Annotated in this window: 19 protein-coding genes; 6 read left to right on the top strand and 13 right to left on the bottom strand. The window is 38.6% G+C overall.

Annotated features, from left to right (window positions below; translation table 11 throughout):
* Nucleotides 1-103: 103 nt before the first annotated feature.
* From cls to RU93_RS06345, 6 genes are all read right to left on the bottom strand, one after another.
* The gene (gene cls, locus RU93_RS06370) at nt 104-1,540 is read right to left on the bottom strand and encodes a cardiolipin synthase (RefSeq protein ID WP_245785380.1); all 1,437 of its coding nucleotides are present in this window, start codon (nt 1,538-1,540) and stop codon (nt 104-106) included.
* Nucleotides 1,541-1,729: 189 nt separating this feature from the next.
* The gene (locus RU93_RS06365) at nt 1,730-2,245 is read right to left on the bottom strand and encodes an HdeD family acid-resistance protein (protein WP_071874776.1); all 516 of its coding nucleotides are present in this window, start codon (nt 2,243-2,245) and stop codon (nt 1,730-1,732) included.
* A gap of 21 nt (nt 2,246-2,266) precedes the next feature.
* Entirely contained in the window at nt 2,267-2,857 is a 591-nt protein-coding gene (locus RU93_RS06360; protein ID WP_071874775.1) for a DUF308 domain-containing protein, read from the bottom strand.
* Nucleotides 2,858-2,869: 12 nt separating this feature from the next.
* On the bottom strand, nt 2,870-4,108 hold the full coding sequence (locus tag RU93_RS06355; protein ID WP_245785379.1) for a hypothetical protein: 1,239 nt from the start codon (nt 4,106-4,108) through the stop codon (nt 2,870-2,872).
* A gap of 17 nt (nt 4,109-4,125) precedes the next feature.
* Nucleotides 4,126-4,974 carry a YitT family protein gene (locus RU93_RS06350; RefSeq protein WP_379952884.1) on the bottom strand — a complete coding sequence of 283 codons (849 nt, stop codon included), beginning with the start codon at nt 4,972-4,974 and terminating at the stop codon, nt 4,126-4,128.
* A complete protein-coding gene (locus RU93_RS06345; RefSeq protein ID WP_071874773.1) occupies nt 4,958-6,091 on the bottom strand; it encodes a M20/M25/M40 family metallo-hydrolase in 1,134 nt (377 codons plus the stop codon). The genes RU93_RS06350 and RU93_RS06345 overlap by 17 nt, the downstream gene beginning before the upstream one ends.
* 248 nt (nt 6,092-6,339) lie before the next feature.
* Between RU93_RS06345 and RU93_RS06340 the strand changes: the two genes are divergently transcribed.
* Entirely contained in the window at nt 6,340-6,810 is a 471-nt protein-coding gene (locus RU93_RS06340) for a GyrI-like domain-containing protein (RefSeq protein WP_071874772.1), read from the top strand.
* Between the two features lie 52 nt (nt 6,811-6,862).
* Here RU93_RS06340 and RU93_RS06335 read toward each other — a convergent pair whose 3' ends face one another.
* The gene (locus tag RU93_RS06335; protein WP_071874771.1) at nt 6,863-7,381 is read right to left on the bottom strand and encodes a P-loop NTPase family protein; all 519 of its coding nucleotides are present in this window, start codon (nt 7,379-7,381) and stop codon (nt 6,863-6,865) included.
* A 238-nt stretch (nt 7,382-7,619) separates the two neighbouring features.
* On the opposite strand from RU93_RS06335, the gene RU93_RS06330 reads away from it, so the two are divergent.
* The 3 genes from RU93_RS06330 (at nt 7,620) to RU93_RS06320 (ending at nt 11,694) form a co-directional block, all read left to right on the top strand.
* Nucleotides 7,620-8,519 (top strand): ABC transporter ATP-binding protein, encoded by a 900-nt coding sequence (locus RU93_RS06330; protein ID WP_071874770.1) that lies wholly within the window; start codon nt 7,620-7,622, stop codon nt 8,517-8,519.
* The gene (locus tag RU93_RS06325) at nt 8,500-9,315 is read left to right on the top strand and encodes an ABC transporter permease subunit (protein ID WP_071874769.1); all 816 of its coding nucleotides are present in this window, start codon (nt 8,500-8,502) and stop codon (nt 9,313-9,315) included. Before RU93_RS06330 ends, RU93_RS06325 begins: the two co-directional genes overlap by 20 nt.
* Before the next feature lie 135 nt (nt 9,316-9,450).
* A complete protein-coding gene (locus RU93_RS06320; RefSeq protein WP_071874768.1) occupies nt 9,451-11,694 on the top strand; it encodes a helix-turn-helix domain-containing protein in 2,244 nt (747 codons plus the stop codon).
* Nucleotides 11,695-11,823: 129 nt separating this feature from the next.
* Here the strand turns inward: RU93_RS06320 and RU93_RS06315 are convergent, their stop codons facing one another.
* From RU93_RS06315 to RU93_RS06295, 5 genes are all read right to left on the bottom strand, one after another.
* On the bottom strand, nt 11,824-14,040 hold the full coding sequence (locus RU93_RS06315; protein WP_143139419.1) for a glycoside hydrolase family 3 N-terminal domain-containing protein: 2,217 nt from the start codon (nt 14,038-14,040) through the stop codon (nt 11,824-11,826).
* Nucleotides 14,041-14,056: 16 nt separating this feature from the next.
* The gene (locus RU93_RS06310) at nt 14,057-17,083 is read right to left on the bottom strand and encodes an alpha-mannosidase (protein ID WP_071874767.1); all 3,027 of its coding nucleotides are present in this window, start codon (nt 17,081-17,083) and stop codon (nt 14,057-14,059) included.
* Nucleotides 17,084-17,303: 220 nt separating this feature from the next.
* Nucleotides 17,304-18,959, bottom strand: coding sequence for a type 2 periplasmic-binding domain-containing protein (locus RU93_RS06305; protein WP_071874766.1), 1,656 nt, complete (start codon nt 18,957-18,959; stop codon nt 17,304-17,306).
* A gap of 268 nt (nt 18,960-19,227) precedes the next feature.
* Nucleotides 19,228-20,874 (bottom strand): extracellular solute-binding protein, encoded by a 1,647-nt coding sequence (locus RU93_RS06300; RefSeq protein WP_071874765.1) that lies wholly within the window; start codon nt 20,872-20,874, stop codon nt 19,228-19,230.
* A gap of 15 nt (nt 20,875-20,889) precedes the next feature.
* A complete protein-coding gene (locus RU93_RS06295; protein WP_071874764.1) occupies nt 20,890-22,239 on the bottom strand; it encodes an alpha-L-fucosidase in 1,350 nt (449 codons plus the stop codon).
* A 916-nt stretch (nt 22,240-23,155) separates the two neighbouring features.
* Here RU93_RS06295 and RU93_RS06290 point away from each other — a divergent pair.
* Both RU93_RS06290 and RU93_RS06285 read left to right on the top strand, forming a co-directional pair.
* Nucleotides 23,156-24,358, top strand: coding sequence for an ATP-grasp domain-containing protein (locus tag RU93_RS06290; RefSeq protein ID WP_071874763.1), 1,203 nt, complete (start codon nt 23,156-23,158; stop codon nt 24,356-24,358).
* Entirely contained in the window at nt 24,348-25,100 is a 753-nt protein-coding gene (locus tag RU93_RS06285; protein WP_071874762.1) for an esterase family protein, read from the top strand. The genes RU93_RS06290 and RU93_RS06285 overlap by 11 nt, the downstream gene beginning before the upstream one ends.
* 82 nt (nt 25,101-25,182) lie before the next feature.
* Here RU93_RS06285 and RU93_RS06280 read toward each other — a convergent pair whose 3' ends face one another.
* The gene (locus RU93_RS06280) at nt 25,183-25,959 is read right to left on the bottom strand and encodes an alpha/beta hydrolase (protein WP_071874848.1); all 777 of its coding nucleotides are present in this window, start codon (nt 25,957-25,959) and stop codon (nt 25,183-25,185) included.
* Nucleotides 25,960-25,972: the final 13 nt, after the last annotated feature.

Raw genomic sequence — 25,972 nt, 5'->3', positions numbered from 1 at the left:
ATAGTATATACTACGCAGTATATACTAAAAAATAAAAATGACAATCACTTTTAGGACAAATCAAAAAACTTGTCACCTAAAAAAGCATGACAAGTTTTTTAACTTATAATAAGGGGGCGAAAAAGGCACTCAAACGTTCTTTAATTCTTTGGCTGATAGAACGTGTTGCTCGTTGTTTTTGAGTGACTTGTTCTGATTTTAAGAGATCCTCTTTAAATTGGTTGACAATTTCGACTACTGTCTTGGACGGTCCATAAATAAAAGCAGAGATTTCATGGTTTAAATAAAAACTACGAACATCAAAATTCGTTGACCCAATCGTTGCAATCGTATCGTCAATAATCATATATTTTCCATGTAAGAAAGCCTCTTTATCATAAAAATAAACGTTGATGCCTGCTTCCAGTAACCGATCAATAAAAGAAGTATTCCCAAAATAAGAAAGGGCACGATCTCCTTTTCCTGGGATCATTAATTCGACTTTAATCCCACTACGCGCCGCCCGACGTAACGTCGCCATCGATTCTTCGTCGGGAACAAAGTAAGGCGACGCAATTTTAATCGACGTCGTTGCTTTACCGATAACATCCATAAAGGCGTCGTGAATCATTCTTTCTTTGTCATAGGGTCCACCAAAGATAATTTGACAATTTTCATCGTCCGCTTTTTCGATGGCTTCTGTTGGGAAATAGAGCGCTGCTTGATCGATAAAAGGCGACGCTACTTCCGGTTCTTGTTCAAAATAGAGCCAGTCGTGTAAAAAAACACCTTGAACTTCTAAGGCTGCTGGCCCTTCAATTCTTAAATTCGTATCGCGCCAGTAAGTGAATTTTTCAGTTAAACTCCGATATTCATTACCAAGATTCATCCCGCCGATATGGGCAACTTTCCCATCAACAATGACCATTTTGCGATGATTACGCCAATTCAAGCGCGTGCTTAGTAACGGTGAATTGACTAAGTCATAAGGACGAACGTCAATCCCGGCAGCTACTAATTGCTTTAACCAATCAAAGGGTAACTTGATTGACCCGACACTGTCATACATGAAGCGTACTTCGACTCCTTCTGCCGCTTTTTCCATCAACAGTTGTGCCAGTTCTTTCCCAGTGTCATCTGCTTTATAAATAAAGTAAAAGAGATGGACGTGATGTGTGGCATCACGGATATCACTTAAAATCCGTTGATAGGCTTCTTCACCATCTGCCAGCGATTCTAAGGCGTTTCCTCTTAAAGCAGCATTGCCTGATAAGTGATACAGCTCGCTAGATAAAACATTTTCTTTGCCTAGCCATTGTTCTTGTTGTGCAAAAAAATGAGTCAAATAGCGTGTAAGTTGTTGTTGATTCTTTTTTTGAATCGGACTAAAGCGTCTTTTTTGTTGATTTCTTCCCAGTAAAAGAAATAATAACAATCCGAAATAGGGAATCATGAGCATTGCTAGGAGCCAAGCAAATTTAGACGTCGCATTTCGTTGATCAAAGAAGATTAAATAACTTGCAAATAAAACTGTCACACCTTCAATGAATAAACTTAACAATAGAAAACTCCCGAATATCCAATAAAAAAAGAACAATAATAAAAGAAATAAAACGGTTATGAATACCATCTGTTGGAACTTATTTTTCATACACAAACACTCCCCCGTCATTAAAGCAAAAAACCGTTCCTCTAGCTTTAAACAAAACTTTTTTAGCTAAAGGAACGACGCTTATTTACTCACTTATATTCATTCTTGATGACTAAAACCATGAACAATCAATACAAATCCAAAAGTAATCGCTGAAAACCCAACAAGTTTTGGTAAAGTTAGAGTGGCAATAATCGGGTTAAATAATAAGATTACGGCTAGAATCATACAAAGAATATCGAATAGTAAAATGATTATTTTCATGAAACCCTTGGATTGATTAAAACGGGTCGTTAAGAATAAATGACCAATTGATTCCATCAAAAACCAAACTGCAAACATCACTCCTAAGAACAACGCACCACGAATCATATTTGTTAAAAATAGCAACCCAATAATGATATCAAAGACACCTAGGACGATACGGAAACCGCGCGAATTTTGACCAGTCATCGCTCCTAAACCAACAATAGCGGTTATCCCTCTGACAATCGCTAATACGCCAAAGAAGAAAACTAAAAATCCTAACGTTGTTGCGGGTCGATTAACTGCCATTATTCCTATTACAACAAAAGCAAGACCTAGTAACATATCAAAAATCCGACTATTTTTCATCCACCTTCATCTCTTTTCTGACTATATGTCCATTTCTTCTTGTTCATCAAGTTCTTCTGGCGTTTCTGTTACTGTCATTTTTTTATGATCCATATACTTTTCTTTGTATAAATCAATCCCATTAATTCCAATTAGGGCTAAACCAACGACGACCGGTTTACTCGCTACATAAGAAAACGGACTAGCGACTAAAATAAGCGCGAGGGCAAAGTTTAATCCCATCAACAATAAAGAAATTTTACTTGATAACGCATTAACTTCTCTTTGTTCCAAGTAATCTTTAAAGTTTAAAGCACCATTAAATAGAGAAAAGAAAGCAAATAAATAGATACTCAACTTTATGGCACTCGTTAAATTTAAATATAAAAAGAGGGACAATACTAATTGGAAAGCACCTAATAAGGCGTAGCTAGTGTATCCTGGTTTTTTTTCCTTACTTAAAACAAAGCGTACGATGTTATAGACACCTAAGATTGCGAGTAAGCCAACTACTGTTGTGAATAGTAATCTTAATCCTAAACTTGGGAACAGGAGTAAATAAATTCCAAAACCAAATAAATATAATTGACGAACCCACGCTTCACTTTCTAAAACACGACTAATTATTTTCACAATAAAACCTCCCTAACCAATAATGAAACCAACCATAATTCCTCCAACAATTACAGAGGTAATCGTAATCGTTGAAAACCCTGCCGTCACCATAATCGGTAAAATATTTTGTTCAATCACGGCAATTTCTTCTTCTGACTCACCAACGGCTGCGGCGGCCTCTTTGGTTAAGACCATTGTACCAGGGAAACCAAAAAGACTCGTTAAACCTACCGCAATCGATAATGCAGTCGAGTACCCAACTCTTTTCCCAACGACATAAGAAATCGCAATAATGGTAATCACTCCTGCAGCTAAGTAAAATAAAATGGGACCTATTAAAGCAACTAAGTCACTTAAATTAATATCAGCCAGTGGTCCAAACGCGATCACCATGATTGAAATCATTAAGAGACCAAAAGAATCCGTTGTGGATAATGCACTTGGTCGCACAATTTTAAAGTGTCGTAACGCAATCCCGAGTAATAACGCAATTACGAACATATTGACATACCCGTTTGTTAGGCCGCTTAACCAACGAGCGAATAGTTCCGTTAATCCTAAAATAAATAAGACAGCGTAAGGCGTCTGTAAATAACTTGGTAAAATGACTTCAGGTTTCGTTGTCGTATTTTCTTTGACTTCTTCTTCATACAACGCTAAATTCCCATTGCGATACTCTCCAAGAACACGTAACGCTTCTTTTTTCAAAATATTCGCTGTTACTAAAAAGCCAACGAAATTTTTGAAATTTAAAATAAGCAACGGGAAGACTGCTAGTAACGCGGGTGAAAGCATTCCAAGATCGCCACCGGCTGCTTCAATCGTCGCAACTTCGCCTTGCACCATTAAAATCGATAAGGTTCCTCCGGTAATCGCTGTCGATCCGGCAATCGCCACGTTGCGATCAAAGAGTAGACTTCCGACAAAGTAAAGGACAATAGAAACAAAAATCACGGTAATTGAACCAATCACGAATGTTCGCCACTGTGCTTTTAAATCTTCGATGCTCATCATCGTTCCTAAATGAACAATAATCAGTCCAATAACGGCTTGTCCTAAGCCCAATAAGCCTGATTGCTGGATTAGGTCATGAGGAATTAAGTCAGCAGCAAAACCAACTAAAAAAATCATCGATGCCACTAGCATCATTGAAACCATTGCTTTCGTTTTAGCTGAGATAAACTCTCCAATGGTCCAGACTAACATCACTAACGTAAAAGCTAAAATGGGTAACATGGGTTGAATCGTTTCTACATAATTGCTTTCCATTTAGAACGCCTCCTTTTTTACTGAATCGGCTGATACGTAAAGCCTAATCCATGAACTTCCGACACTTCATAAGTAATCATAAAACAAGTTGGATCAACGGCTTCGATAACTTCACGTACCTTAGGATATTCTTGATTACTTACCACAGTCATGATCATATCGCGTTCAATGCCATCTTTACCGCCCCTTACATCAAATAATGTCATACCGCGATTAACCTCATCTAACAGTTTCACCCGAATCGCTTCTGAATGATTGATACTTAAAATCATAATGGCTTTGCGCCGCTTTAGTCCGGTTTCGATATACGTCATCACAATAGACGTTAAACCGATGGACAAAATAGCAAATAAAAATTCTTCTATTCCAAAAACATACAAACTCATAAAAACAATGACCATGTCCGTAAAAAAGAGTCCGACTGATGTATTTATATTAAAATACTTTTGAAAAATCAGCGGCGGGATGGTTGTGCCGCCACTTGAAGCTTGAATACTATATAAAATAGCCACTCCTGACGCAAAAATCACACTTCCCATAATGACTGATAGTAACCGATCTTCTGTTAGCATGATTTGGGGAACCACTCTTAACGACAAAGGAAATAAGATGCTACCAATTAATGTCTTATAAAACACTTTCTTCCCTAGGAAAATAGCCGCTAAGATTAACATCACAACATTTAACCCCAAGACTACCCACGCTCGATTAATTCCAAATAAAGACTCTGCTAAAATCCCAATCCCGCTGACACCCCCAGCAGCAATATGGTGAGGTCCTAAAAACATATTAACCGATACGGCTAAGATTAAGATGGCTAACACGAGTAATACACTATTTTTGACTTGCTTATTCATTTCGTTCACGAATCTTTTTGGGTGCATTTTTAACTAACTCAATGACTAAATTCACTGCTTTTTCCATTTCGTCAATGACAACAAATTCATCTGTCGTATGAATCTTATCGTAACCAATTGAAAAATTCACACATGGTTTTCCACCAAGATTAAAAATGTTGGCATCACTCCCACCACCACTTGTTTCACGAATCAATGGATAACCAAGATTTTCAACCGATTGGATAAATAAAGCCATGACCGGTTCGTCATCGCCAATATTAAACCCAGTAGCCATTTTTTTCACGTCAATTTCGGCTTGCCCGCCAAATTTTTGAGCAGCGTTCTCAAAAGCTCTTTTCATCTCATCAATGAGACCTTCCGCAACTTCAGGATCAATCGCGCGAACTTCGCCTTTTACTAATAAGTGATCCATCACAATATTCGTGGCTTCTCCGCCTTGAATCGCGCCAATATTTGTCGTTGTTTTTGCATCTAAACGACCAATTTTAATCTCTTTCAACGCTTCTGCTAAAATATTTACACAAGAAATCCCTTTTTCTGGTTCTAAACCAGCATGAGCTGCTTTACCAGTTAATTTAACTTCGTACATATATAATGTTGGACTGGCAATCGTGACACGTCCAACTTCTAAGGCACTATCTAATACATAGCCATAGGGTGCTTCAATTAAATTCATGTCGAGTGCTGAAGCTCCGATTAAGCCTATTTCTTCCCCTGGTGAAAAAACAAACTCGATTTTACCCGTTACAATGTGTTCTTCTTTGATTCTCTGCATCGCTTCAATTAAAATCGCAATTCCCGCTTTGTCGTCTGCCCCAAGAATCGTCTCACCTTTTGAAAAGAGCTTCCCATTTTTTTCAATGACTTCAATACCCTGACCTGGTGTCACGGTATCTGTATGACAAGAAAAAAACAGCGCTTGTCTATTCTTTCCCCCATCATGAACGGCTAGTAAATTATCGCTTCCTAATCCTGTTTTCACCCTACTTTGATCTTCTGTCACCAACATTCCCAATGCCGTCAACTTCTCCTTCAAAAACTGATGGAGTGCCCCTTCATCTTTTGAAACTGAATCAATTCCCACTAGATTTGTAAACGTTTTCAACATTCTTTCTCTCGACATGATAATCCCTCCATTTCACCCTATTATGACACTCTCATTGTATCTTAATATTCAAAAGATTGAAAGTTTTATTAGATAGAATCAATCACTATTTTACGCAAGATAATCGCTGAAAAAAGTAGATAGGCTCATGAAAGTCAATCAATGTTTAAATGAATTCCTCGAATCAGATATTTCTCGCTCTTTGTGGTATAGTAATAAAATAAAGAGAGATATTTAAAAATTAGATGAGACAAGGAGGAACACGAATGAATTATCAAGTAAACATTCAACCAATTCCAGATACTCGAGTCATTTCTATTCGTTATACGGGACAATACAAAGAAATTGGCGACTATTTTGATTTACTCTTTGATTTAGCAAAAGAACGCGTCGATGGTGCACCATTTGCCCTTTACTACGACGAATCCTATAACAGTGAAGAAGCCGATATTGAGGTTTGTTTGCCTGTTAGCGAAGAAATTGGCGTGGTTGAACCATTCCATAATAAAATCATTGCGGGTAACGACTTTGCAACGACGATTCATAAGGGTAGCTATAAGCAACTAAACGCCGGTTATCAAGCAATTGAAGCCTATTTAAATGAACGAGAACTTCCTATTGGAATCCCTTCTCGTGAAATTTATCTCATTGGTTTCCATCCATCTAAAAATCAAATAGTGGAAGAATTTGTCACTCAAATTGCGATCCCACTTCCTCGCGATGAAGACGAATTCTAATACACAAATAATAGTCCTTTTCTGGTGAATAACATCAGGAAAGGACTTTTGTTTAGCGTAGCTTCATGTGTTGTTGTTGATAAAATCGTGTTAATTGTTGTTGATTTTTTATCACAATCACTTTTTCTGGATATGTTTTTTGAATGGCTTGATAGTATTGACGCTTTGCTTTATTTCTGCCTTTATAAAGGACCCACCATAAAAATTCACCGTCAATTTTTTCAGGACAGCCCTCTGCCATATCTGGTCGCGCTGTATTGCGATACTTGACGCGTCGCTCAATAATTCTTTTTAATGAAGCAAAAGGCGAAAAGAGTAACATAATCACGTAATCTGCCTCTTCTAAACGTCTTTCCTGATAAAATTTCGAATAATTACCGTCAATGACCCAGGAGTCTTGTTCCATAAACGTCGCAACCATTTGTAAGGCTTCTTGCCGGTTGCGTTCTTGCCAATTTTCAATAAATTGGACGGTATCGAGATGCAGCACTGGAAGTTGATGTTGCTCTCCCAAAAAAGCAGCTAATGTTGATTTACCACTTCCAGAATAACCAAATATCGCAATTTTCATTTGAATCCTCCATCCCCTGATTTCATTTGCCGTAAAAGAATAGCATTTTTTTGACAAAAAGAATAGTGGCTACTCTTTTCTTTTTAGATTGTTAGCGCATTTTTTGAGTTGCCTCCAAATCACCCCCTATCCTTCCTATCTAATCCATCACGATACTTTTCTAATACAGATACTCTTTGACTAATTCTCTGACAAGAACTACACTAAAGAAAAAATGTTTCGAAGGAGCGAGAAAAAGATGTCAGCGATTGTCATTGAGCATTTTTCAAAGAACTATCACGGGAACACCGTTGTAAGCGACCTTTCGCTACAAGTCGCGGAAGGAGAAATTTTTGGTTTTATTGGGCCAAATGGTGCTGGAAAATCCACCACGATTAAAGCCTTGCTCGATTTTATTAAACCGTCAACGGGCACGTTAGCCATTTTCGGGATGGATACCCAAAAAGAGGCAAAAGCCATTCGCAAAGTGACAACGTACGTTTCTTCGGAAGTGGCTTTTTATCCTCAATTTACCACAATGGAACTCCTTCAGTCGGTTGCTGATTTCCACAAAATAAGCCAACCGACTCGTGAAATCAAGCTCTTAATCGAGCTCTTTGAAATGGACGCTCATAAAAAAGTCGCCGAACTTTCGCTTGGTAATCGAAAGAAAATTGCGTTAGCATGTAGTTTATTGCCCAAGCCGCGTTTGCTTATGTTAGATGAACCAACGAACGGATTAGATCCACTCATGCAACATCGCTTATTTACAGAGTTAACATTGCGTAATCAACAAGGAATGACGATTTTTTTATCAAGCCATCAACTAGCAGAAATCCAAGAACACGCGCATCGAGCGGCTTTTATTCGTCAAGGCAAATTGCTAACGATTCAACCGATTTCAACCGATCATTCCTTAGGTAAAGTCGTTGAAATCAAAACGAAGACCCTTCAAATAGTAGATTTCCCATCTTCTTTCCAGATTCTTGAACATCATGATGACGTATGGAGAGCCCTGTATCAGGGAGAAAAAGATGAACTCCTTCTATTTTTAAGGCAAGAATCGATTCTTGATTTCACGATTCATACACCGACTATCGAAGATCAATTTATGTCACTTTACGAAGGAGGGACAATCGATGATTCTTTCAAAAATTGAATGGCGTAATCAACGAAAAAGTTTGCTCATTTGGACGGCGGTTTTCTCATTGCTAAGTCTGCTTTTTTCCGCCATCTATCCACAAATGTTTACACCAGTACTCAAAGACTCCATGGCTACTCTCATGAGCGAGTTCCCTGAAAGTTTGCTGGCAACGTTTCATATCTCCTTGAGCGGTCCGGCTAATCTTTTACAACTATTAGGCTTTTTTGCTTATTATTTTCAATATCTGTTTTTGGCAGCTTGTGTTTACGCGATTTTACTCGGCATTCAATCCCTTATTCAAGAAGAATCGGCCGGTACTATCGACTTTTTATATGCACAACCGATTTCACGTGAGCAAATCGTCGCAAATAAATGGTTCGTTCAAACCATTATTCTAAGTCTTTTTTGGTTCGTATCCGCTTGTACCTCACTCGGTGGTTTACTACTATTTAAGGAAAAGACGGATACCGTTGCGGCCATTGTCGAAGGGATTAGCGCGATTTACTGGAATGAATGGTTTGTCTTATGGTTCTTTTTAACTTTGGGAATGTTCCTATCAACACTCATTCACCATGCCAATCAAGGAACTAGCGTTGCCCTGAGCATCGTGTTTGGTTTTTATCTCTTAGGAATTGTGTCGAATTTATATGCGCCACTCGACTTCCTGGCCTCCTTATCACCGATCCATCAAGGCATTCCGGCAACCATTTTAGAACAAGGTTTTCCTCACAAAGGAATCCTTTTCTTGATTAGTTTGCTCTTTATCGCTCTCACTTTTTTCGTTTATCATCGAAAAGATTTTCGTCATTAAATGAGTAATAAACAAAAGAATGTGACAATCAACCATTTGTTCATTTTCTTTTGTTTTTTTCATGAGAAAATCTTCTTATCTTCTCATTTTCTGTTATAATGGTAACGCATACTTTTTACGATAAGGAGTTTTTTTATGAAATGGATTCGAAAATTGAATATTTTACAGTATTCTATTTTTAGTTATATTTTCTTTTTTGCCTTAATCTTTATCCCGATGTCTCTTGTCTGGTATACGACATCCCGTCACAGCGTCACCCAGCAGCTCGAACTATCGTCAAAGAATGCCCTCTTACAAGCGAAAGCGAGTTTTGAAAGCGATTTAAGTCAACTCGATTTGATTTCTCAACAATTGCCGTACGATTCTGCGATTTCGTTAGAATACTTAGCGGATCCATACGAAAACATCGATAGTCGTTCCGCATTAGCCAAGTATCGTTTAAATAATTCGATGATTGAAGAAGCCTATCTTTTTTATCCTGAAGATCCTGAAACATTCTATTCGGCAAACGGTAGTACTAAAATCGATGCTCTTATTGAACTGCGCCAACAAAATGTGGATAAAGAAGAACTCTTAACATTATTAAATGCGCCAATTCCATCTTTTTCGATTCTCGAAGAAAAAGTCTATGGTGATAAATCATTCTTTTATGTCGTCCCTATTCAAGATGCATTCGGTAAAAATAGCGCATCGATGATTTATGTCCTTCGTAAATCGAGTATTGATGCTATTTTTTCGCCATTATTAAATGAAGCACACGGTGATTTTTATTTAGTTAATTCGCAAGATAAATTACTCGGTTTTTCCAATAATAATCCCGAACTCGCTACTGCATTAAATAAAAAACTAGCCACAAAAGGCAGTCTTTCTGAATCTTTTCGTTGGGAGAATAAAAACTATCTATTGCATCAATTTACGAATGATCTTCTCGATTTGGAATATGTCTATGTGCTAAATACTGACCTAGCAAGTGCACGTCTGACTCAGATTTATCAAGCGTCGATCTACACGATTATCGGTATTTTGATTATCGGATTATTTTCGAGTATTTTCCTCGGTCGACAGTCGTATCGTCCTTATGAAAAAATTGAACGCTTGTTATTAAAACACGAGCATGAACAACCGCAAAAACGCGCCCTTTCTTTTGAAGAAGTCCATGGTAAATTGTCAACTTTTTTAACCGAAAACTCGCATTTGAAAGAAGAAATCAAACAACAAACACCTTTTATTAAAGAAAGTCTCTTGCATCAACTATTAACCGGACAACGAACCGACGAATTAAGTTTACAAGAATTATTTTCGCCACTTATTATTCAACAAGCAACCGCACGATATTTTACGATTGTGATTTCTTTTGAGGCAACGAGTCATTCTCCGGCTCTTTATCGCGATTCTTTTAGTAATCAATTGCTTAAAGAACTCAATCATATTCAGTACGCTCATTTTGAGTGGTGCGGGACGAAATGTTTAGAAGAAGAAGCCGTTACGTTCCTTATCGCTTCCTCTGGCGAGCTTACCCAAGAGGAAATCGTCGAAAGAATTGTCGAAGATATGCGTAATTTCTCCGACGTGACATTACCGATTGGCATTGGAAAAGAAACAGCAAGTCTCAAAGGAATCAAACATTCCTTTATTGAAGCACTAACTGCTTTAGATTATCGCTTTGAAAATCCACAAGGACAGATTTTTTTCTTTGAATCGATTAGTGCTTCGACACCACAAGACCATCGCAGTTTCCATTTTCCTGAAGATAAGCAATTGAAATTAGTTCAAAGTTTACATTTAGGAAATGAAGGCGTTGCATTAGAAACCTTAGAAGAACTGATTCATTATGGTGTCCAATATTGTGTCACTTTACAAACATTCCGGATGTATAGTTACTATATTATGAATACGTATGTTCACGTTGGCATTGCCGTTATCGGTGACGCCCTTTTAACAGAATTAGAAGTATTAATTGACGTCAAAGATTATCAACAGTTGCACCGGAAACTCCAAGAAATCACACAAATGATTTGCCAAGAAGTCGCCACCAAAGCGCGAGAGGAAGAATCGCATGTAAAAGAGGCGCTTTTCAGTTATATCGATGCCCACTACAATACCGACTTTTTATCGTTAGAATCGATTTCAGACCATTTTAATCTAACACCTACGATGATTAATAAAATCATGAAAGAAGAAACCAATACCACTTTTGCAAAATACATCGCCAATCTTCGTCTTGAAAAAATTAAGCAGGCGTTAGTGGAGACTGATCAGTCGATTAAAGAGATTATTCAAAGTAACGGTTATTATGACGTTTCGAATTTCACACGTAAATTCCGCACGACCGTTGGAGTGACACCAGGCCAATACCGGACGATGTACCGCGAAGGCTAGCTAATTTTTTACTCAATATAAAGCGCTCCTTCGCGCTTTAAGAGCAATCAATAATGAAAAAAACAAACGAAAGGCCCTCAAGTATCCGGGCCTTTCGTTTGTTTTTTCGATTTCTTTAACTGACGTTTCTTACTGTGAACAAGAAAATATTTCGCTATAATTCGTGGTTTCAACTTGTAGCTGGAAGTCTTTGAAATGTCTTGGTTTCAGTTCTAAATCAAAATCACTTAACTCTTTTGCAGCAATCTGAATGGTAAAAGGGTGTGTTTGACCTTTTTCAACAAAGACTTTTGTAAAGCCACATAATTTTTTGACGCGAGGCAAGACATCATTTGAATATTTTTTGGCATACACTTGAATGACTTGCGCCCCGGCATACTCACCCGTATTCGTCAATTTGCCAGTGACGACAAAACCTTCTGAGGTCTGTTTGACTTTTGTCTCATGGATATCGAAATTCGTATAACTCAGCCCTTCACCAAAAGTGAACGTCGGACGACCGGAAATATCCAGATAATCTTGTTTAAAAGGGGTATCGCGATAATTGTAATAAACGGGTAATTGACCATTTTCATCTGGAATCGAGATGGCTAGTTTCCCACTAGGATTACTCAAGCCAAATAATAAATTAGCAATCGCTTGACCACCGTGTTGTCCCGGATAGCCCGCGACTAACAAAGCGTCCACATATGGTAAACAATCTTTTAAGAGATGTGGACGACCGGCTACTACGACGGCGACAATCGGTTTACCGACTGCGTGTAACGCTTTTAACAAGTCCATTTGCGGAGTCGGAATCGCTAAGTCAGCCAAATCGATATTCTCGCCACTTGTCATTTCATTTGAGCCTGACAATGCCGCACCGTTAGCATCAAATTCGGTTGAAAAATCACGCGCACTTGAACCACCTAGCGTGAGAACGACAACATCACTTTGTTTCGCCAACTCACAAGCTTCTTCAATCGCACCAGGAATTGGGGATGAAATCAATGAACCTTGTGTGTCGGTAAGTGCGACTTGCTGTGACATTGCCACATTTTTTAGACCTTGCGCGATGGTAATGCATGTTGTTAAGTTTTTATAAGGCGTGTAGTCGCCTAATTGATGGTACACGTTATGAATATGTGGACCAATCAACGCAACCTTAGAAATAGTATTCGCTGTTAAAGGTAAGATGCCTTCGTTTTTTAACAATACCGCTGCCTCTTCGGCTAACTTCGTATTAATCGCGATTTTTTCTTCCTCTGTTGTGGCTATGATTGGATCATTATCTACTTCTTGAGCGAAGAGGCCTAGTTTTTCTTTTAAGCGCAACACACGGTAAACAGCTTGATCCAGCAGCGTTTCGTCCAATAAACCCTCTAAAACAGCTTCTTCTAAATAGGGATAGACATTGTCCCATAAGCTAATATCTAAGCCACTTTTTAATGCCAAAGCGGCTGTTTGTGGGCCTCCTAAGACGCGAGCCACGCCATCTAACGCACAACCATCTGACATGACTGCTCCTTCAAAGCCCATTTCCTCCCGTAAGATTGTTGTTAACAATCGTTCGTTAATGTGACACGGAACGCCGTCAATATCATTATACGCGGCCATACACAGTAAAGCCCCGGCATCAATCCCCGCTTGCACCATCGGTAAGTGAATTTCTTTTAGTTCCCGCTCGCCAATTTCAACGGGTGCAGCATTGTGCCCCCCCATAATGGAGCCTTGCGCGGCAAAATGCTTTAACGTCGCCAAAACTTTATTCGATGCTAAAACCCTTTCGGAGCGCTCACCTTGTAACCCTTGTACCGCAGCGGTTGTGAAAGCACCCGCTAAATGAGGATCTTCACTAAAACACTCTTCCGTACGCCCCCAACGAGGATCGCGACACAAATCAAGCGTGGAGATCAATCCTACATGCGCACCTTTTTCGCGAAGTTCTTCTGCCACGATGGCTTGCGCTACTTGGTAAAGATTCGGATTCCAACTTGCCCCAACAGAATAATTTGTCGGCGTGGTCAACGAATCAAGTCCTTGATGCCCATGTGGACATTCTTCCGTGAGCAATACGGGAATCTTTAAACGCGTATGTTCTTTCACATAATCTTGAATCATTTGGCTCACGATTTTTGCTTCTTCTTTTGATAATCCCGTCTCCAAATTCTTCTGAGACCAAGGATCTGAACGAAAAAGACCGTAGATTACGCCAAGTGAATCCCAGCGTTTCACTTCGTCTTTAAAATAATCGGTGAGGATCATTCCTTCCGCTGTTTTTTCATAGGCTTGCCAACCGTATAAGCGTTGATTCAATTGGCCGACTTTTTCTTTTAACGTCATTTGACTAAGTAGTTCTTTTAACACCGTGTTCCCTACTTTCTTATTTGAAATATACTTTGATTGTTTGCACTTCAAATGGTTTAAACGCTACATCAATGTGATTTTTTCCGATAGCTAATTCTTCTTCTGCTTCTTCTAACATGTTGCACAAGACTGCCCGTTCAATCTCTTTGTGACTCGTCAGTCTCACTTGCGTTTGACGATTCATGTATTCATATAAGCGCAAGACAATCGCCTCATCGTCTTCTGCTTTTTTCACCGTATCTAATAACACATTCGGCATATCCACTTCAAAGAAAGAAGTATTTTCGTTCAGATCGCCGTCAAAGACCATTAGTGGGACATTCACGTCTAGCGCTTCTTCCATGGTGTGACCTTGTTGCCAATTCCCTTCATGAGCAAATAAGGAATAGGTAAATGCGTGTTGACCATTATCCGCATTTGGATAAGGATCGATTGCGGATTTAATTAACGTAATGCCGATTTTTTGGAATTCGGTACTAAAGCCATATTTTGCATCCGATAAGAGACTGACGCCATAATTTCCTTCCGATAAATCAACCCATTTTTGGCCGCAACTTTCAAAGCGAGCCCAATCCCAAGTTGTATTTTTATGGACATTTCGTGTGACGTTCCCGAACTGGATATCATAAGTTGCCTCTAATGTATTCACCGCAATGGGCATTTGCGCTTTTAATAGCACCTGATTGAGTTGCCAATCGACTTTTGTTTCAAAATCAATCCGTTTTGTGCCATGATAGAAATGGATGTACTGCGTAATCGTTGAATTCTCAAATGGGCGAACGACCTTCAATGTATCACGAATCGGTCCTTTTTCGACCCATTCAATACTGTCAATTTGATCAACATTCCATGATTTTTCTTGATAGTACACATCAATATCCCATGCATCGTAATCCATTGGAATATCTTCGTAGGCCACGAGTTGATTCAATTTTTCACCCGTCGGAATCATTTCTCGTTTGGCTTGTTTATCAAAAAGTGAAATGATTTCGAATGCATCATTTAGCTTCACTTTAAAATCAGCCGTTTCAAACTGTTTCTCAACACTTGGTAATACGACGGCTGTAAAAGGTTGCGCAATGACGTTCACTTTTTCGCTAGCTAACGAAGGAATCGTGGACGTTTTGACAAGTAATTGATTTTGATGCGTTAACTGACTGACTAACGTATGTCCCGCACCATCAACAACTTGTCCAACTACAGGTAGCGTAATTGTGCTTGCACGCTGAAAGCCTAGCGCGTTATATAAGGTAAAGACTGACTCTTGTTGCACCAAAGGTAAGGCGCTTAATAAGTCATGGCATTCCTTGATAATGGCTTCATATTCACGATCAGTTTGTTCATAGACTTCTTCAATCGAACTCCCCGGTAAAATATCGTGAAATTGATTCAATAAGACAACCTTCCACATTCTTTCTAGCGCTTCTTGCGGATAACGATCAAAGGCGTATTGGGCATAACATTTTTCAACATTTTGTAATAAAAATTCAATTTCGCGATTGTATTTTTTATTTTTCCCAATCGATGTTAACGTTCCGCGATGGTATTCAAAATACAATTCGCCATACCATGTCGGTAACTTCTCTTTTTGACTTAAGCGATCAAAAAATGCGCCTGCACGATCGCCGGTAATCGTTGGCATATCGGGCAGTGGCTGTTGCAACCGTTTTTGAATTTCAAGCATTTCTCTTGTTGGACCGCCACCTCCATCGCCGTATCCGTACGCCAGTAAGATCTCATCATTGACCGCTTTTTGTTGATAGCGCTCAAAACTCCCTTTGACGGTATAAGGATCTAACAACCCATTGTACGTTGAATAATACGGTGTGGGATTATAATGTTCACTAATGGTCGTAATAAAATGAGTCAGTACTTTTGAACCATCAATTCCTTGCCAATAAAAAGAGTCATAAGGAATTTGATTAAATTGATTCCAGTTTAATTTTGTCGTCATAAAATAAGGCGTATTGGTTTTTTGTAATATTTGGGGTAATGCTGCTGAATAACCAAAGACATCGGGTAACCATAAAATTTTACTATCCACATCAAACTCTTCTTTCAAGAATCGTTTACCATACAATACTTGTCGAACGAGTGATTCACCTGATGTTAAGTTACAATCCGCTTCGACCCACATCGCGCCTTCTGCTTCCCATCGACCTTCTTTGATTTTTTCTTTGATTTTTGCGTACAATTCAGGATAATGGTCTTTCATAAATTGATATTGTTGCGGCTGACTATTGATGAACGTATAGTCTGGATATTCATCCATTAATTGAAAAACGGTTTGAAAGCTACGTTCTCCTTTTTCAATGGCTTGTTGAACGGTCCATAACCATGCCAAATCAATATGCGTATGTCCGACTGCCGTCACTTTTTGTATCGGTACATGATCGATGAGATACATGGATGCCAGCACTTCTTTCGCGGCTTCAATGCCTTGATAATAACTCTTTGAATACGGTTGACGGAAATCAAGCAAGTTTACCGCTTGAACGAGCGTTTGTTGGTAGCGTTCGGCGTCTCCACCAAATGCCATCACACCACGCCAAGAATCATAAATTGCCATTAAATCGTAGTAAAAATCATACGTCGCTTGATCATAAGCAATTAAATGAAAATGCAGCGGAAATTTTTTCTCTTCACGGCCAGAAAAAATCGGCACCGTAAAGTCGATTTCTCCCGCATCTTTCCATTCATCAGCCAATACGACTTCTCGATGATTCGTATCTAACGCTTGTAAATAGTGATCATTTAAATAGACTTTCATTTGAGGATTGGTACTATTGTCTGACTGTGAGGGATCGGCATATCCTTCAAAAGCAACCGGATAATCACGCCATTCTTCTGGAATCGTAAACGTTCCTTTAATCGTGTAATCCGTGTTCTTCTTCCCAAAATAATCCCCTTGTTCATATGGTTCAAAACCGTTGCCTTGATCTAAAGATAGCGCGGAAATTACGCGACGTTCTTTCACTTTATAACGGTTAACTTTAAAAAATATTTTTCGAATACGTTCAAATTCAAATTGTGGATGAGTCATTTATCTTGCCCCTTTTCTTAAGTGTTTCGTCTACTTAAAATGTAAGCGTTACCCGATAGTTTCGCAATATGTATAATTTCTGATGTATGTTAATTTCCACAAAACGTTGATACTTCAAGCATATTCTCCATTTTTTAGAATTCTTTCGTGATAAAAGAAAATGTTCCAACTAAAAATCAATTCTGATTTTTAGTTGGAACGTTAAAAAATAATAGTTGTTTTAGTTTGCTGCCCAACGATCATAAGCCGTTTGATACGTTGCGACATATTCTTCAACGCCCATCGATTCAATCGTTTGGACATATTTATCCCACTCATCAAATGACGTCACACCGGTAATGAATTTTGCTTCCATTTCCTCCGTGTACGTTGCTAAATCGGTTGCGTTCGTTGCAACTTTATCATTTTCTTCTTTTGTTAAGTATAATAGTGGAAACGGTACTTCTGCTGCGGGAGTCATTTTCTCTTCCGTTTCATTTACCACCCAATCAATAAATGTCGTATCAGGTTCTTCATCCGCATTTTTACGGATTGGTTCATGGTCAATCACAATATTTGGCGTAACTAAACCATACGCTGGCGTAATCTTTCCACGGAAAGACTCTGTGTCATCCAGATCAACTTCTGGAGTATAAACGCGCACTTCTTCGCCATCTTTATTGGTAGCAGTTTCCCAATAAACACCCTCTGGACCTTGTTCTAAGTATTTCGCACCTTCTTCAGAGTAAAAATAATCAACCCAACGTAATGAGGCTTCGATTGATGGATTCTTGTGTGTTAATGCAAAGGCTCCTCTCGATAATCGTGGACTACCTGCAATGACTGCTTCCGTTGAAACTTCTGAAGTTAAAGGCTGGAATAACGGATCATTAAGCGCTTCTTTTTCTGTTCGACCTGTGGTAAAGAAGCTATAGTAGTCATTAAATAATCCTAATTGATTTTTTTGTCCTTTTGCTTGTTTTTGATCATTGGATTGGCTATAGACTTCTTTATCAAGTAATCCTTCTGAATATAATTTATTCATATACTGTAAGAATGCCTTATAATTTTCTGAAATCGGTGTGTAAGAAACAACCCCATCATCTTCTTGAATCCCTTTCACTTTGATTCCAAAGGCACCCATTAGCCACAGACGTGTTCCATTCATTTCGACATCTGTTAGAGGGATTTCATCTTTTTGACCATTCCCATTTGGATCTTCATCGCGGAAACGAACGAGTAAATCATATAATTCATCGGTAGTCTTTGGTAATTCTGTGACCTCTAAATTATCCAACCATTCCCCGTTATACCACATTGGTTGTTGATACCAAATCGCTGTTCCATTACGAGGAACGAACGGTAAAGAATAAATATGTCCATCAGGTGTTGTAATCGATTTTAGTAAATTCGGATCTTCTTCTGCCAATTTTGTGAAATTCGGCATAATTTCAGGGGTAATATAATCTTCTAAAGCAACTAAAATCCCTTGTGCACCGTAGTCAATTTCCATGGCCGATGTCAAGGTATTGGATCCAGCTCCATAGATAATATCTGTTAAATCATCTGCCGCAAAAGCCAGATTTAACTTAGTAGGAAAGTCAGCATTAGGAGGCGTGACATAGGTAGTTGTAATACCTGTTTGCTTCATATAATCTTGCAAAGTCTGCATATCGTCCCATTCAGCAAGACCCATTCCTGGAGCCATAATACTTAATGTTAATTCTTCTCCTTCAGCTACAATTGGAAATTGACTTTCCGTATTTAATTTAACCGAAGATTCTTGAACACCATTCGAACCGTTTCCTTGACTACTATTACTTGCACTACATGCAACGAGTAATGTACTAAACAAGGCAATCCCTAACCCGTAAATCAATTTGTTTCCACTTCTCATCTTTTATTCCTCCCAGAATGTATTATGCTTTTTTGAAACAGCCGGCGTTTCTTATTGCAATTGAATTGTAAGCGCTAACCAAAATATGCGCAATATGTTTAAATAATCGTCTATGTAAAAAAGAAAAGGCTTTCAAAATGTTGTTTTATCACGTTTTTCCGCACATATCCCACTCTTTAATGATAAGCGAAGCGAGCGAGCACAATAAGAAAATTCCAAACAATAATCTTTCGAGAATTGTTTGGAATTTAAAAGGTAACACTTAAAACTAGTTTGCTGCCCAGCGATCATAAGCGGCTTGATACGCTGCCACGTATTCTTCAACGCCCATTGATTCAATCGTTTCGACATATTTGTCCCACTCATCAAATGAAGTGACACCTGTAATGAATTTTGCTTCCATTTCAGTTGTATAGGTTTGTAAGTCTGTTGCACTTGTAGATACTTTATCATTTTCTTCTTTAGTTAAGTATAATAATGGGAACGGTACTTCAGCCACTGGCTCCATTTTTTCTTGTGTTTCACCAATAACCCAATCAGTGAATGAAGTATTTGGTTCTTCATCCGCACTAACACGAATTGGTTCTTGATCAATGACTAAGTTTGGCGTTACTAACCCATAAGCTGGCGTAATTTTAGCTCGGAAAGACTCCGTGTCATTTACATCAACTTCAGGGGTGTACACACGAACTTCTTCGCCATCTTTATTTTTAGCTGTTTCCCAGTAAACGCCTTCTGGTCCTTGTTCTAAGTATTTTGAACCTTCAGCAGAGTAGAAGTAATCAACCCAACGTAATGACGCTTCAACCGATGGATTTTGGCTTGTGATTGAGAACGCTCCTCGAGAAAGACGTGGACTACCTGGAATCACTGTTTCTGGTGAATATTCAGAAGAAAGTGGTTGTAACATTGGATCATTCGTTGCTTCTTGCTCACTACGACCTGTTGTGAAGAAGCTATAGTAATCTGGGAAAATACCCAATTGATTTTTTTGTCCTTTTGCTTTCTTTTGATCGTCTGATTGACTGTACACTTCTTTATCAAGCAATCCTTCAGAATAGAGTTTGTTCATGTATTCTAAGAACGCTTTGTAGTTTTCTGAGATTGGTGTATAAGAAACGACCCCATCATCTTCTTGAATCCCTTTTACTTTCATTCCGAATGCGCCCATTAACCATAAACGGCTACCATTCATTTGAACATCCGATAATGGGATTTCATCTTTTTGCCCATTCCCATTTGGATCTTCATCGCGGAAACGAACGAGTAAATCATAGAACTCTTCAGTAGTTTTTGGTAATTCTTCTACACCTAAAGTATCTAGCCATTCTCCATTATACCAAAGTGGACCTTGATACCAAATAGACGTCCCATTACGTGGAATCATTGGCAAGGAGTAGACATGGCCATCCGGTGTGGTAATTGATTTCAAAATATTTGGATCTTCTTCAATCATTTTTGACAAGTTTGGCATGATTTCAGGCGTAATATAATCTTCTAACGCGACTAAAATCCCTTGAGAACCATAATCAATTTCCATCGCTGAAGTCAATGTATTAGAACCTGCGCCATAAATAATATCGGTTAAGTCACCTGAAGCAAATGCTAAGTTTAATTTTGTCGGAAAATCAGCATTTGGTGGCGTTACATACGTCGTCGTGATGCCTGTTTTTTCCATATAGTCTTGCAGTGTCGCCATGTCTTCCCACTCAGCTTCACCCATTCCAGGAGCCATAATACTTAGACTTAATTCTTCCCCTTCGGCAATAATTGGAAATTGGCTTTCTGTATTTAGTTTTACTTCTTCTCCTTCTTTAACCCCATTGCCTGTTGCATTACCTGAGCCACAAGCCACTAAAATCGTACTGAATAAGGCAATTCCTAATCCTAAAATCACTTTGTTTTTTTTACGCATTTTCATTCCCCTTTTCTACTTTATTGTATCCTTTTTTGTTACTTTTAACCCCATTGAACCAAATGTTGGTCGATGAATCAGACTACCATCAATCTGCTCCCCATCTAAGATTGTTACGACTCCCCCCGTTCCTAAATCGATAATTTCATCGCCAACTTCAGCTTCGATTTCAGCAAGTGAAAACGTCTCTAATTGTGAGGCTTCAATGCTTCGAAAAGCATAATGGGTTTTTTCATTTTTATTGAACGTTAGTTTCCATTCATTCGCGCGATCTTTCGCTTGCGCTCGGGTATGATAAATTCCTTCTCCGTAAATGGCTAACCATTCCCCAATCTCTTGTAGAATCGTTGTTTCTTCCTCCGTAAATGTTCCTTGAGGAGTTGGGCCAACACCCAAGATTAAGTTACCACCTTTACTGACCACATCAACAAACGTATCCAATAATACTTGACTCGATTTAAACGTCTCTACTGGTACATAGCCCCAGTCGTTCCCAATTGGAATATTACTCTCCCAAACTTTTGTTGGAATTTCATGTAATGCTGGTATCTTTCGTTCAGGTGTGACGTAGTTCTCATGGCGTCCCCCCATCATACGATCGACCATAATCAACTCTGGGTTTTGTTCACGGGCAATTTCAGCTAAGCGATCCATTTGTAAATCTTCCTTACCTTGGCCACACCAACCACCATCTAACCACAATAAGTCGATATCCCCATAATTATGCGTGATTTCATGAATTTGATTATGAACAAATTGCACGTATTTCTCCCAAATTTCTGGGTGCTTTTGCGTATCGTAACTTGCTCGACGTCCTTTTTTAGTCTCATCATCTAACCAATAATATTGAGAATACCAATCGGCTTTTGAATAATACGCGCCAATTCCAAAGTCTTCTTCACGAAAAGCATCAAACACTTCTTTTAAAATATCCCGTTTAAACGGACTTAATTTTCCGCCGACTTTATATTCCGTTTCCATCGTATTGTAAAGGTTAAAACCATCATGGTGTTTCGTCGTGAAAATACAATACTTAAAGCCTGCTTGTTTACACGTTTGTGCCCATTTTTTCGCGTCGAGTTGTGTGGGATTAAATTCAGAGATTAAATTCCAATAATCTAATTGGAGTTGTTTGAAATCTTTTCGAAACTCTCTGCCTTCTCTTGCCCAAACATCTTCTTCAGATAATTGCCAAGATTCGACGATTCCTGCTTGAGCATAAATGCCATAATGGAAAATGACCCCTAATTTTAAATCTTGAAACCACTCTAAGCGTTCTTTTACCATATTTGTTTCGGGATAGACGACTATTTCCTCTTCTTCAATCCCTTTTGCTTCTTCGATGTCACCTCGGATGATACTCAATGAAACCGCCTCCTAAATTTGATATCCCAACTGTAAGCGCATTCGAATATTTGCGCAATGTGTATAATTCTTTTAATATGTTAAACAGATAAACGTTGGATTATAAAGGGTTCTAACGTTATCTCGGATTTTTTTAATCAACATTCCTTATTCGTGTTTCTAAAATCGTATCATAACCAGATAGTGGAAAGAGTTCTTTTTTGACAATCAATCGTCCTCTGAACTTTATTTTTTTAGGGAAGAGACCTCCATAAAAATCGCGTGGATTTCAAACGGAGGTCTTTAGAAATGAAACCGTTCGTTAGTGGCATGCCCAATGAATATTGGCTGCTAGGTAAATAGCTATCTATTCTTTCACGCTCAGAGATTCCAGTACTTTGAAATCGTTAGCCTGTCGGACAAAGGACTTCACACCGCAATAATGATTTCTTTCATTACGTCAGTGTCAGTCACGTATCGTTTACTTAGTCGGTTGCAACCGAATCGTTTTATTCTTTTAATTAATCCGGTAAAAAAACGGCATCCTTCTCAGATGAATCTTATTTAAATAAGTATGATTAAGTCAATTTTCTCATTTATTTCCTAAAAAAATACGCTTAAATACTTATTTTCAGAATTTTAATTTCTTCGTAATGCGTAATCTAAATGTAAGCGTATTCTGTAACAGGTGCAATATGTATAATCCCAAATCTATGTAAAAAGAGAAAAACATTAATATAAAGCCTTTGGTAACGCTACATATTCGGTTCTTCTTTAACAAAGAACAATCGAGTGGTGTCTTTTTAAAATCTATCAATGAAGTTAGCAGAATCTACTTGATCTAGCTAAATTAAAAATAAATAAGTATACATTAGAAAAAAACTCATAATGATGATATGATACATACTATCTAAATAATTGAAAAGAGGTGTCTTTGATGATCAACAAACGGAATTTCATCTTAATCTCTCCCCACTTCCCCGAAAATTTCACGCCTTTTGCACAACGATTAAAGGAGGAAAATTTTCAAACTTTAGGCATTGCGGATGTCCCTTATGAACAACTAACGGATCGTTTAAAAGAAGCATTGACTGATTATTACCAAGTGAGTGATATGGAGAATTATCAGCAAGTTTATCAAGCAGTTGCCTACTTTGCCTATAAATATGGTCGCATTGATCGCATTGAGTCACATAATGAACATTGGCTTGAACTAGATGCCCATTTGCGCACTGATTTTAATGTACCTGGCTATCATTTAACAGAAATTCCAAAAATCCGCCGAAAATCAAACATGAAAGAGATTTTTCGCTCGATTGGGTTACCGGTTGCTAAAGGACGCGTCTTTTCAGATTTTTCCGATGCCTTACAATTAGTCCAAGAACTCCACTATCCCGTCATTATTAAACCAGATAGTGGGGTCGGTGCGACAGATACGTATAAAATTGATCATCCGCATGATTTAGAAACATTTTTTACTACTTGGCAAGCCGACGTCCCTTATATTATGGAAGAATTTATTTTAGGAGAAATAGAAACCTTTGACGGTATTGCAGATCAAGACGGTCGAGTTGTTTTTTATTCAACTTTTCACTACAGTGAGGCTGTTTTAGATACGGTTGAAAAAAATAGTGAGATGTTTTATTTTATCCCACGAGAAATCCCTCAAGATATTATTGAAATGGGCAAAAAAATCGTCGAAGCTTTTCAAGTAAAAGAACGCTTTTTCCATTTAGAATTTTTCCGAACCACTGATGGGAAATTGATTCCTTTAGAAGTCAATATGCGTCCCCCTGGTGGCTTATCGATTGACATGTTTAATTACGCCAATGATATTGACGTCTTCCAGGAATATGCCACGATTGTGAAAGATAATCAGTTTCGAGCAAATGTCACGCGTCCCTATCACTGTGCGTATGTTTCGCGTAAATATACGAATCAACCTTATCGTTACTCTAATGAGCAAGTACGAGAACAAATTGGGGCTGGATTGATTCAATGCCAATCAATTCCTGGTATTTTCGCCCAAATCATGGGCGATGAAGGGTATTTGATTCGCAGTGCTACCAAAAAAGAATTATTTGAATGGATTCAGTTAATTCATCAACGGACAGAGGAGGTAACCCACGATGCATTTTGAACGTAGATCCCATTTCAGTCATTTTTTACAAGAAGAACGGGCATTTAATGTTTATGGTCACGCAGGAAAACCCATCATCGTCTTTCCTTCTTCTGGTGGAAGTCAAAATGAATACGGCGATTTTGGGATGATTGCGGCTTGTCAATCCTTCATTGATCAAGGTCTCGTCACTTTTTATACACCGGATTCCTATGATCGCGAGTCGTGGTTTACAACTTGGAAATCACCAGAGGAAATGGGGCGTGCCCATGACCGCTACGATCAATACATGATTCAAGAACTGGTGCCTTTAATCAAACACGAAAGAAATTGGCAGGACGGATTGATGGCGACAGGTTGTAGCATGGGAGCGTATCACACAATCAATTTTGCTTTACGTCATCCCGATGTTTTTGATCAAAGCATTGCGTTAAGTGGTGCATATGATGCGCGCTTTTTCACAGGCGATTATCAAGATAGTCCAAGTGTCTATTACAATTCCCCGATTGATTACTTAGAAAAAATGCATGATCCGTGGTTTATCGATCGTTATCGAAAAAATCTCTTTATTGTTTGTGTCGGTCAAGGGAATTGGGAAGCCCCTCATATTGACGAAACGCAACGTCTCGAGGCTCTTTTTCAGCGAAAACAGTTGCCCGGTTGGTTTGATTATTGGGGATTTGATGTCCCTCACGACTGGGACTGGTGGCGAATTCAAATGCCCTATTATTTAGATCAACTCGTTGCCCAAGGAAGACTCTAAAAACGAGCGTGGTGATTCATTTTTCCTCACTAAAAAAGTTTTCCGCTAACTTCCTCATGAAGTCTAGCGGAAAACTCTTTTTTTATTGAAAACTAGACACTAAAAATTCACCAAAATGATCGGCCCAACATTTTTCATGGTGAATCTCATCGGCTAAAATCCGAAACCAAATAGTATCAATCGGCTGCCCCGTTCTCAGCAAGGTTTGATAATACCAAAGGGAGCTATCAAGGTACATCTGGTTCACATTTTTAGAAGTGAAGCCTTGGTCTGTTTCATTTCCTTCCATCGTGCCAACTTGTAAGTAGACTTTCGTCTGTGTGGCTAATGGATGTTGCGCAATATAGTGTAAAAAAGCTTCATCGTTAACCCACGAGGCTAGTGAAAAAATGCCCAGGACACCAAAAACATCCGGATAAGTCGCTCCTGTGTAGGCCGTCATGAGTCCACCTAACGAACTACCTGCTAGAAAACTTGTTTCCTTCTGTGGGGAAGTACGATAGTGTTGATCAATAAAAGGCTTGACACATTCTACAATCCAACTGGCATGGGCTTTTCCTAAGCCACCGACTTGTTGCGTTTTTTTTATTTCGGCTGGATTCATTTCCCACGGCGTGTATTCATTTAGACGCTGTTCACCATCATGATCAATTGCGACGATCATCATATCTGGAATTTGACTGTTCCACTTTAAGTGAGGAATGACCTTCCAAGAATGTCCTGAATAGGCTTCACGACTATGAAAAACATTCTGACCATCAAACATATAAAGTACGGGATAGGTTGTTTGCGTGTTTTCGGTATAGTTTTTTGGTAATAACACACGAATGCGGCGTTCACGTTTGGTATACGGAACCATTAAATAATGGGTA

It is taken from the genome of Enterococcus aquimarinus, from assembly GCF_001885765.1.
GTDB classification, from domain to species: domain Bacteria; phylum Bacillota; class Bacilli; order Lactobacillales; family Enterococcaceae; genus Enterococcus_I; species Enterococcus_I aquimarinus.
Note: the sequence above shows the minus strand (reverse complement) of the source record. Positions and strands in the feature narration are given on the sequence as shown.

Excerpts from the sequence above, each read along its gene's own strand:
- RU93_RS06365 (WP_071874776.1), bottom strand. The coding sequence starts at position 2,245 with ATGAAAAATAGTCGGATTTTTGATATGTTACTAGGTCTTGCTTTTGTT.
- RU93_RS06355 (WP_245785379.1), bottom strand. The coding sequence starts at position 4,108 with ATGGAAAGCAATTATGTAGAAACGATTCAACCCATGTTACCCATTTTA.
- RU93_RS06345 (WP_071874773.1), bottom strand. The coding sequence starts at position 6,091 with ATGTCGAGAGAAAGAATGTTGAAAACGTTTACAAATCTAGTGGGAATT.
- RU93_RS06340 (WP_071874772.1), top strand. The coding sequence starts at position 6,340 with ATGAATTATCAAGTAAACATTCAACCAATTCCAGATACTCGAGTCATT.
- RU93_RS06335 (WP_071874771.1), bottom strand. The coding sequence starts at position 7,381 with ATGAAAATTGCGATATTTGGTTATTCTGGAAGTGGTAAATCAACATTA.
- RU93_RS06330 (WP_071874770.1), top strand. The coding sequence starts at position 7,620 with ATGTCAGCGATTGTCATTGAGCATTTTTCAAAGAACTATCACGGGAAC.
- RU93_RS06325 (WP_071874769.1), top strand. The coding sequence starts at position 8,500 with ATGATTCTTTCAAAAATTGAATGGCGTAATCAACGAAAAAGTTTGCTC.
- RU93_RS06320 (WP_071874768.1), top strand. The coding sequence starts at position 9,451 with ATGAAATGGATTCGAAAATTGAATATTTTACAGTATTCTATTTTTAGT.
- RU93_RS06310 (WP_071874767.1), bottom strand. The coding sequence starts at position 17,083 with ATGACTCATCCACAATTTGAATTTGAACGTATTCGAAAAATATTTTTT.
- RU93_RS06305 (WP_071874766.1), bottom strand. The coding sequence starts at position 18,959 with ATGAGAAGTGGAAACAAATTGATTTACGGGTTAGGGATTGCCTTGTTT.
- RU93_RS06300 (WP_071874765.1), bottom strand. The coding sequence starts at position 20,874 with ATGCGTAAAAAAAACAAAGTGATTTTAGGATTAGGAATTGCCTTATTC.
- RU93_RS06290 (WP_071874763.1), top strand. The coding sequence starts at position 23,156 with ATGATCAACAAACGGAATTTCATCTTAATCTCTCCCCACTTCCCCGAA.
- RU93_RS06285 (WP_071874762.1), top strand. The coding sequence starts at position 24,348 with ATGCATTTTGAACGTAGATCCCATTTCAGTCATTTTTTACAAGAAGAA.
- RU93_RS06280 (WP_071874848.1), bottom strand. The coding sequence starts at position 25,959 with ATGGTTCCGTATACCAAACGTGAACGCCGCATTCGTGTGTTATTACCA.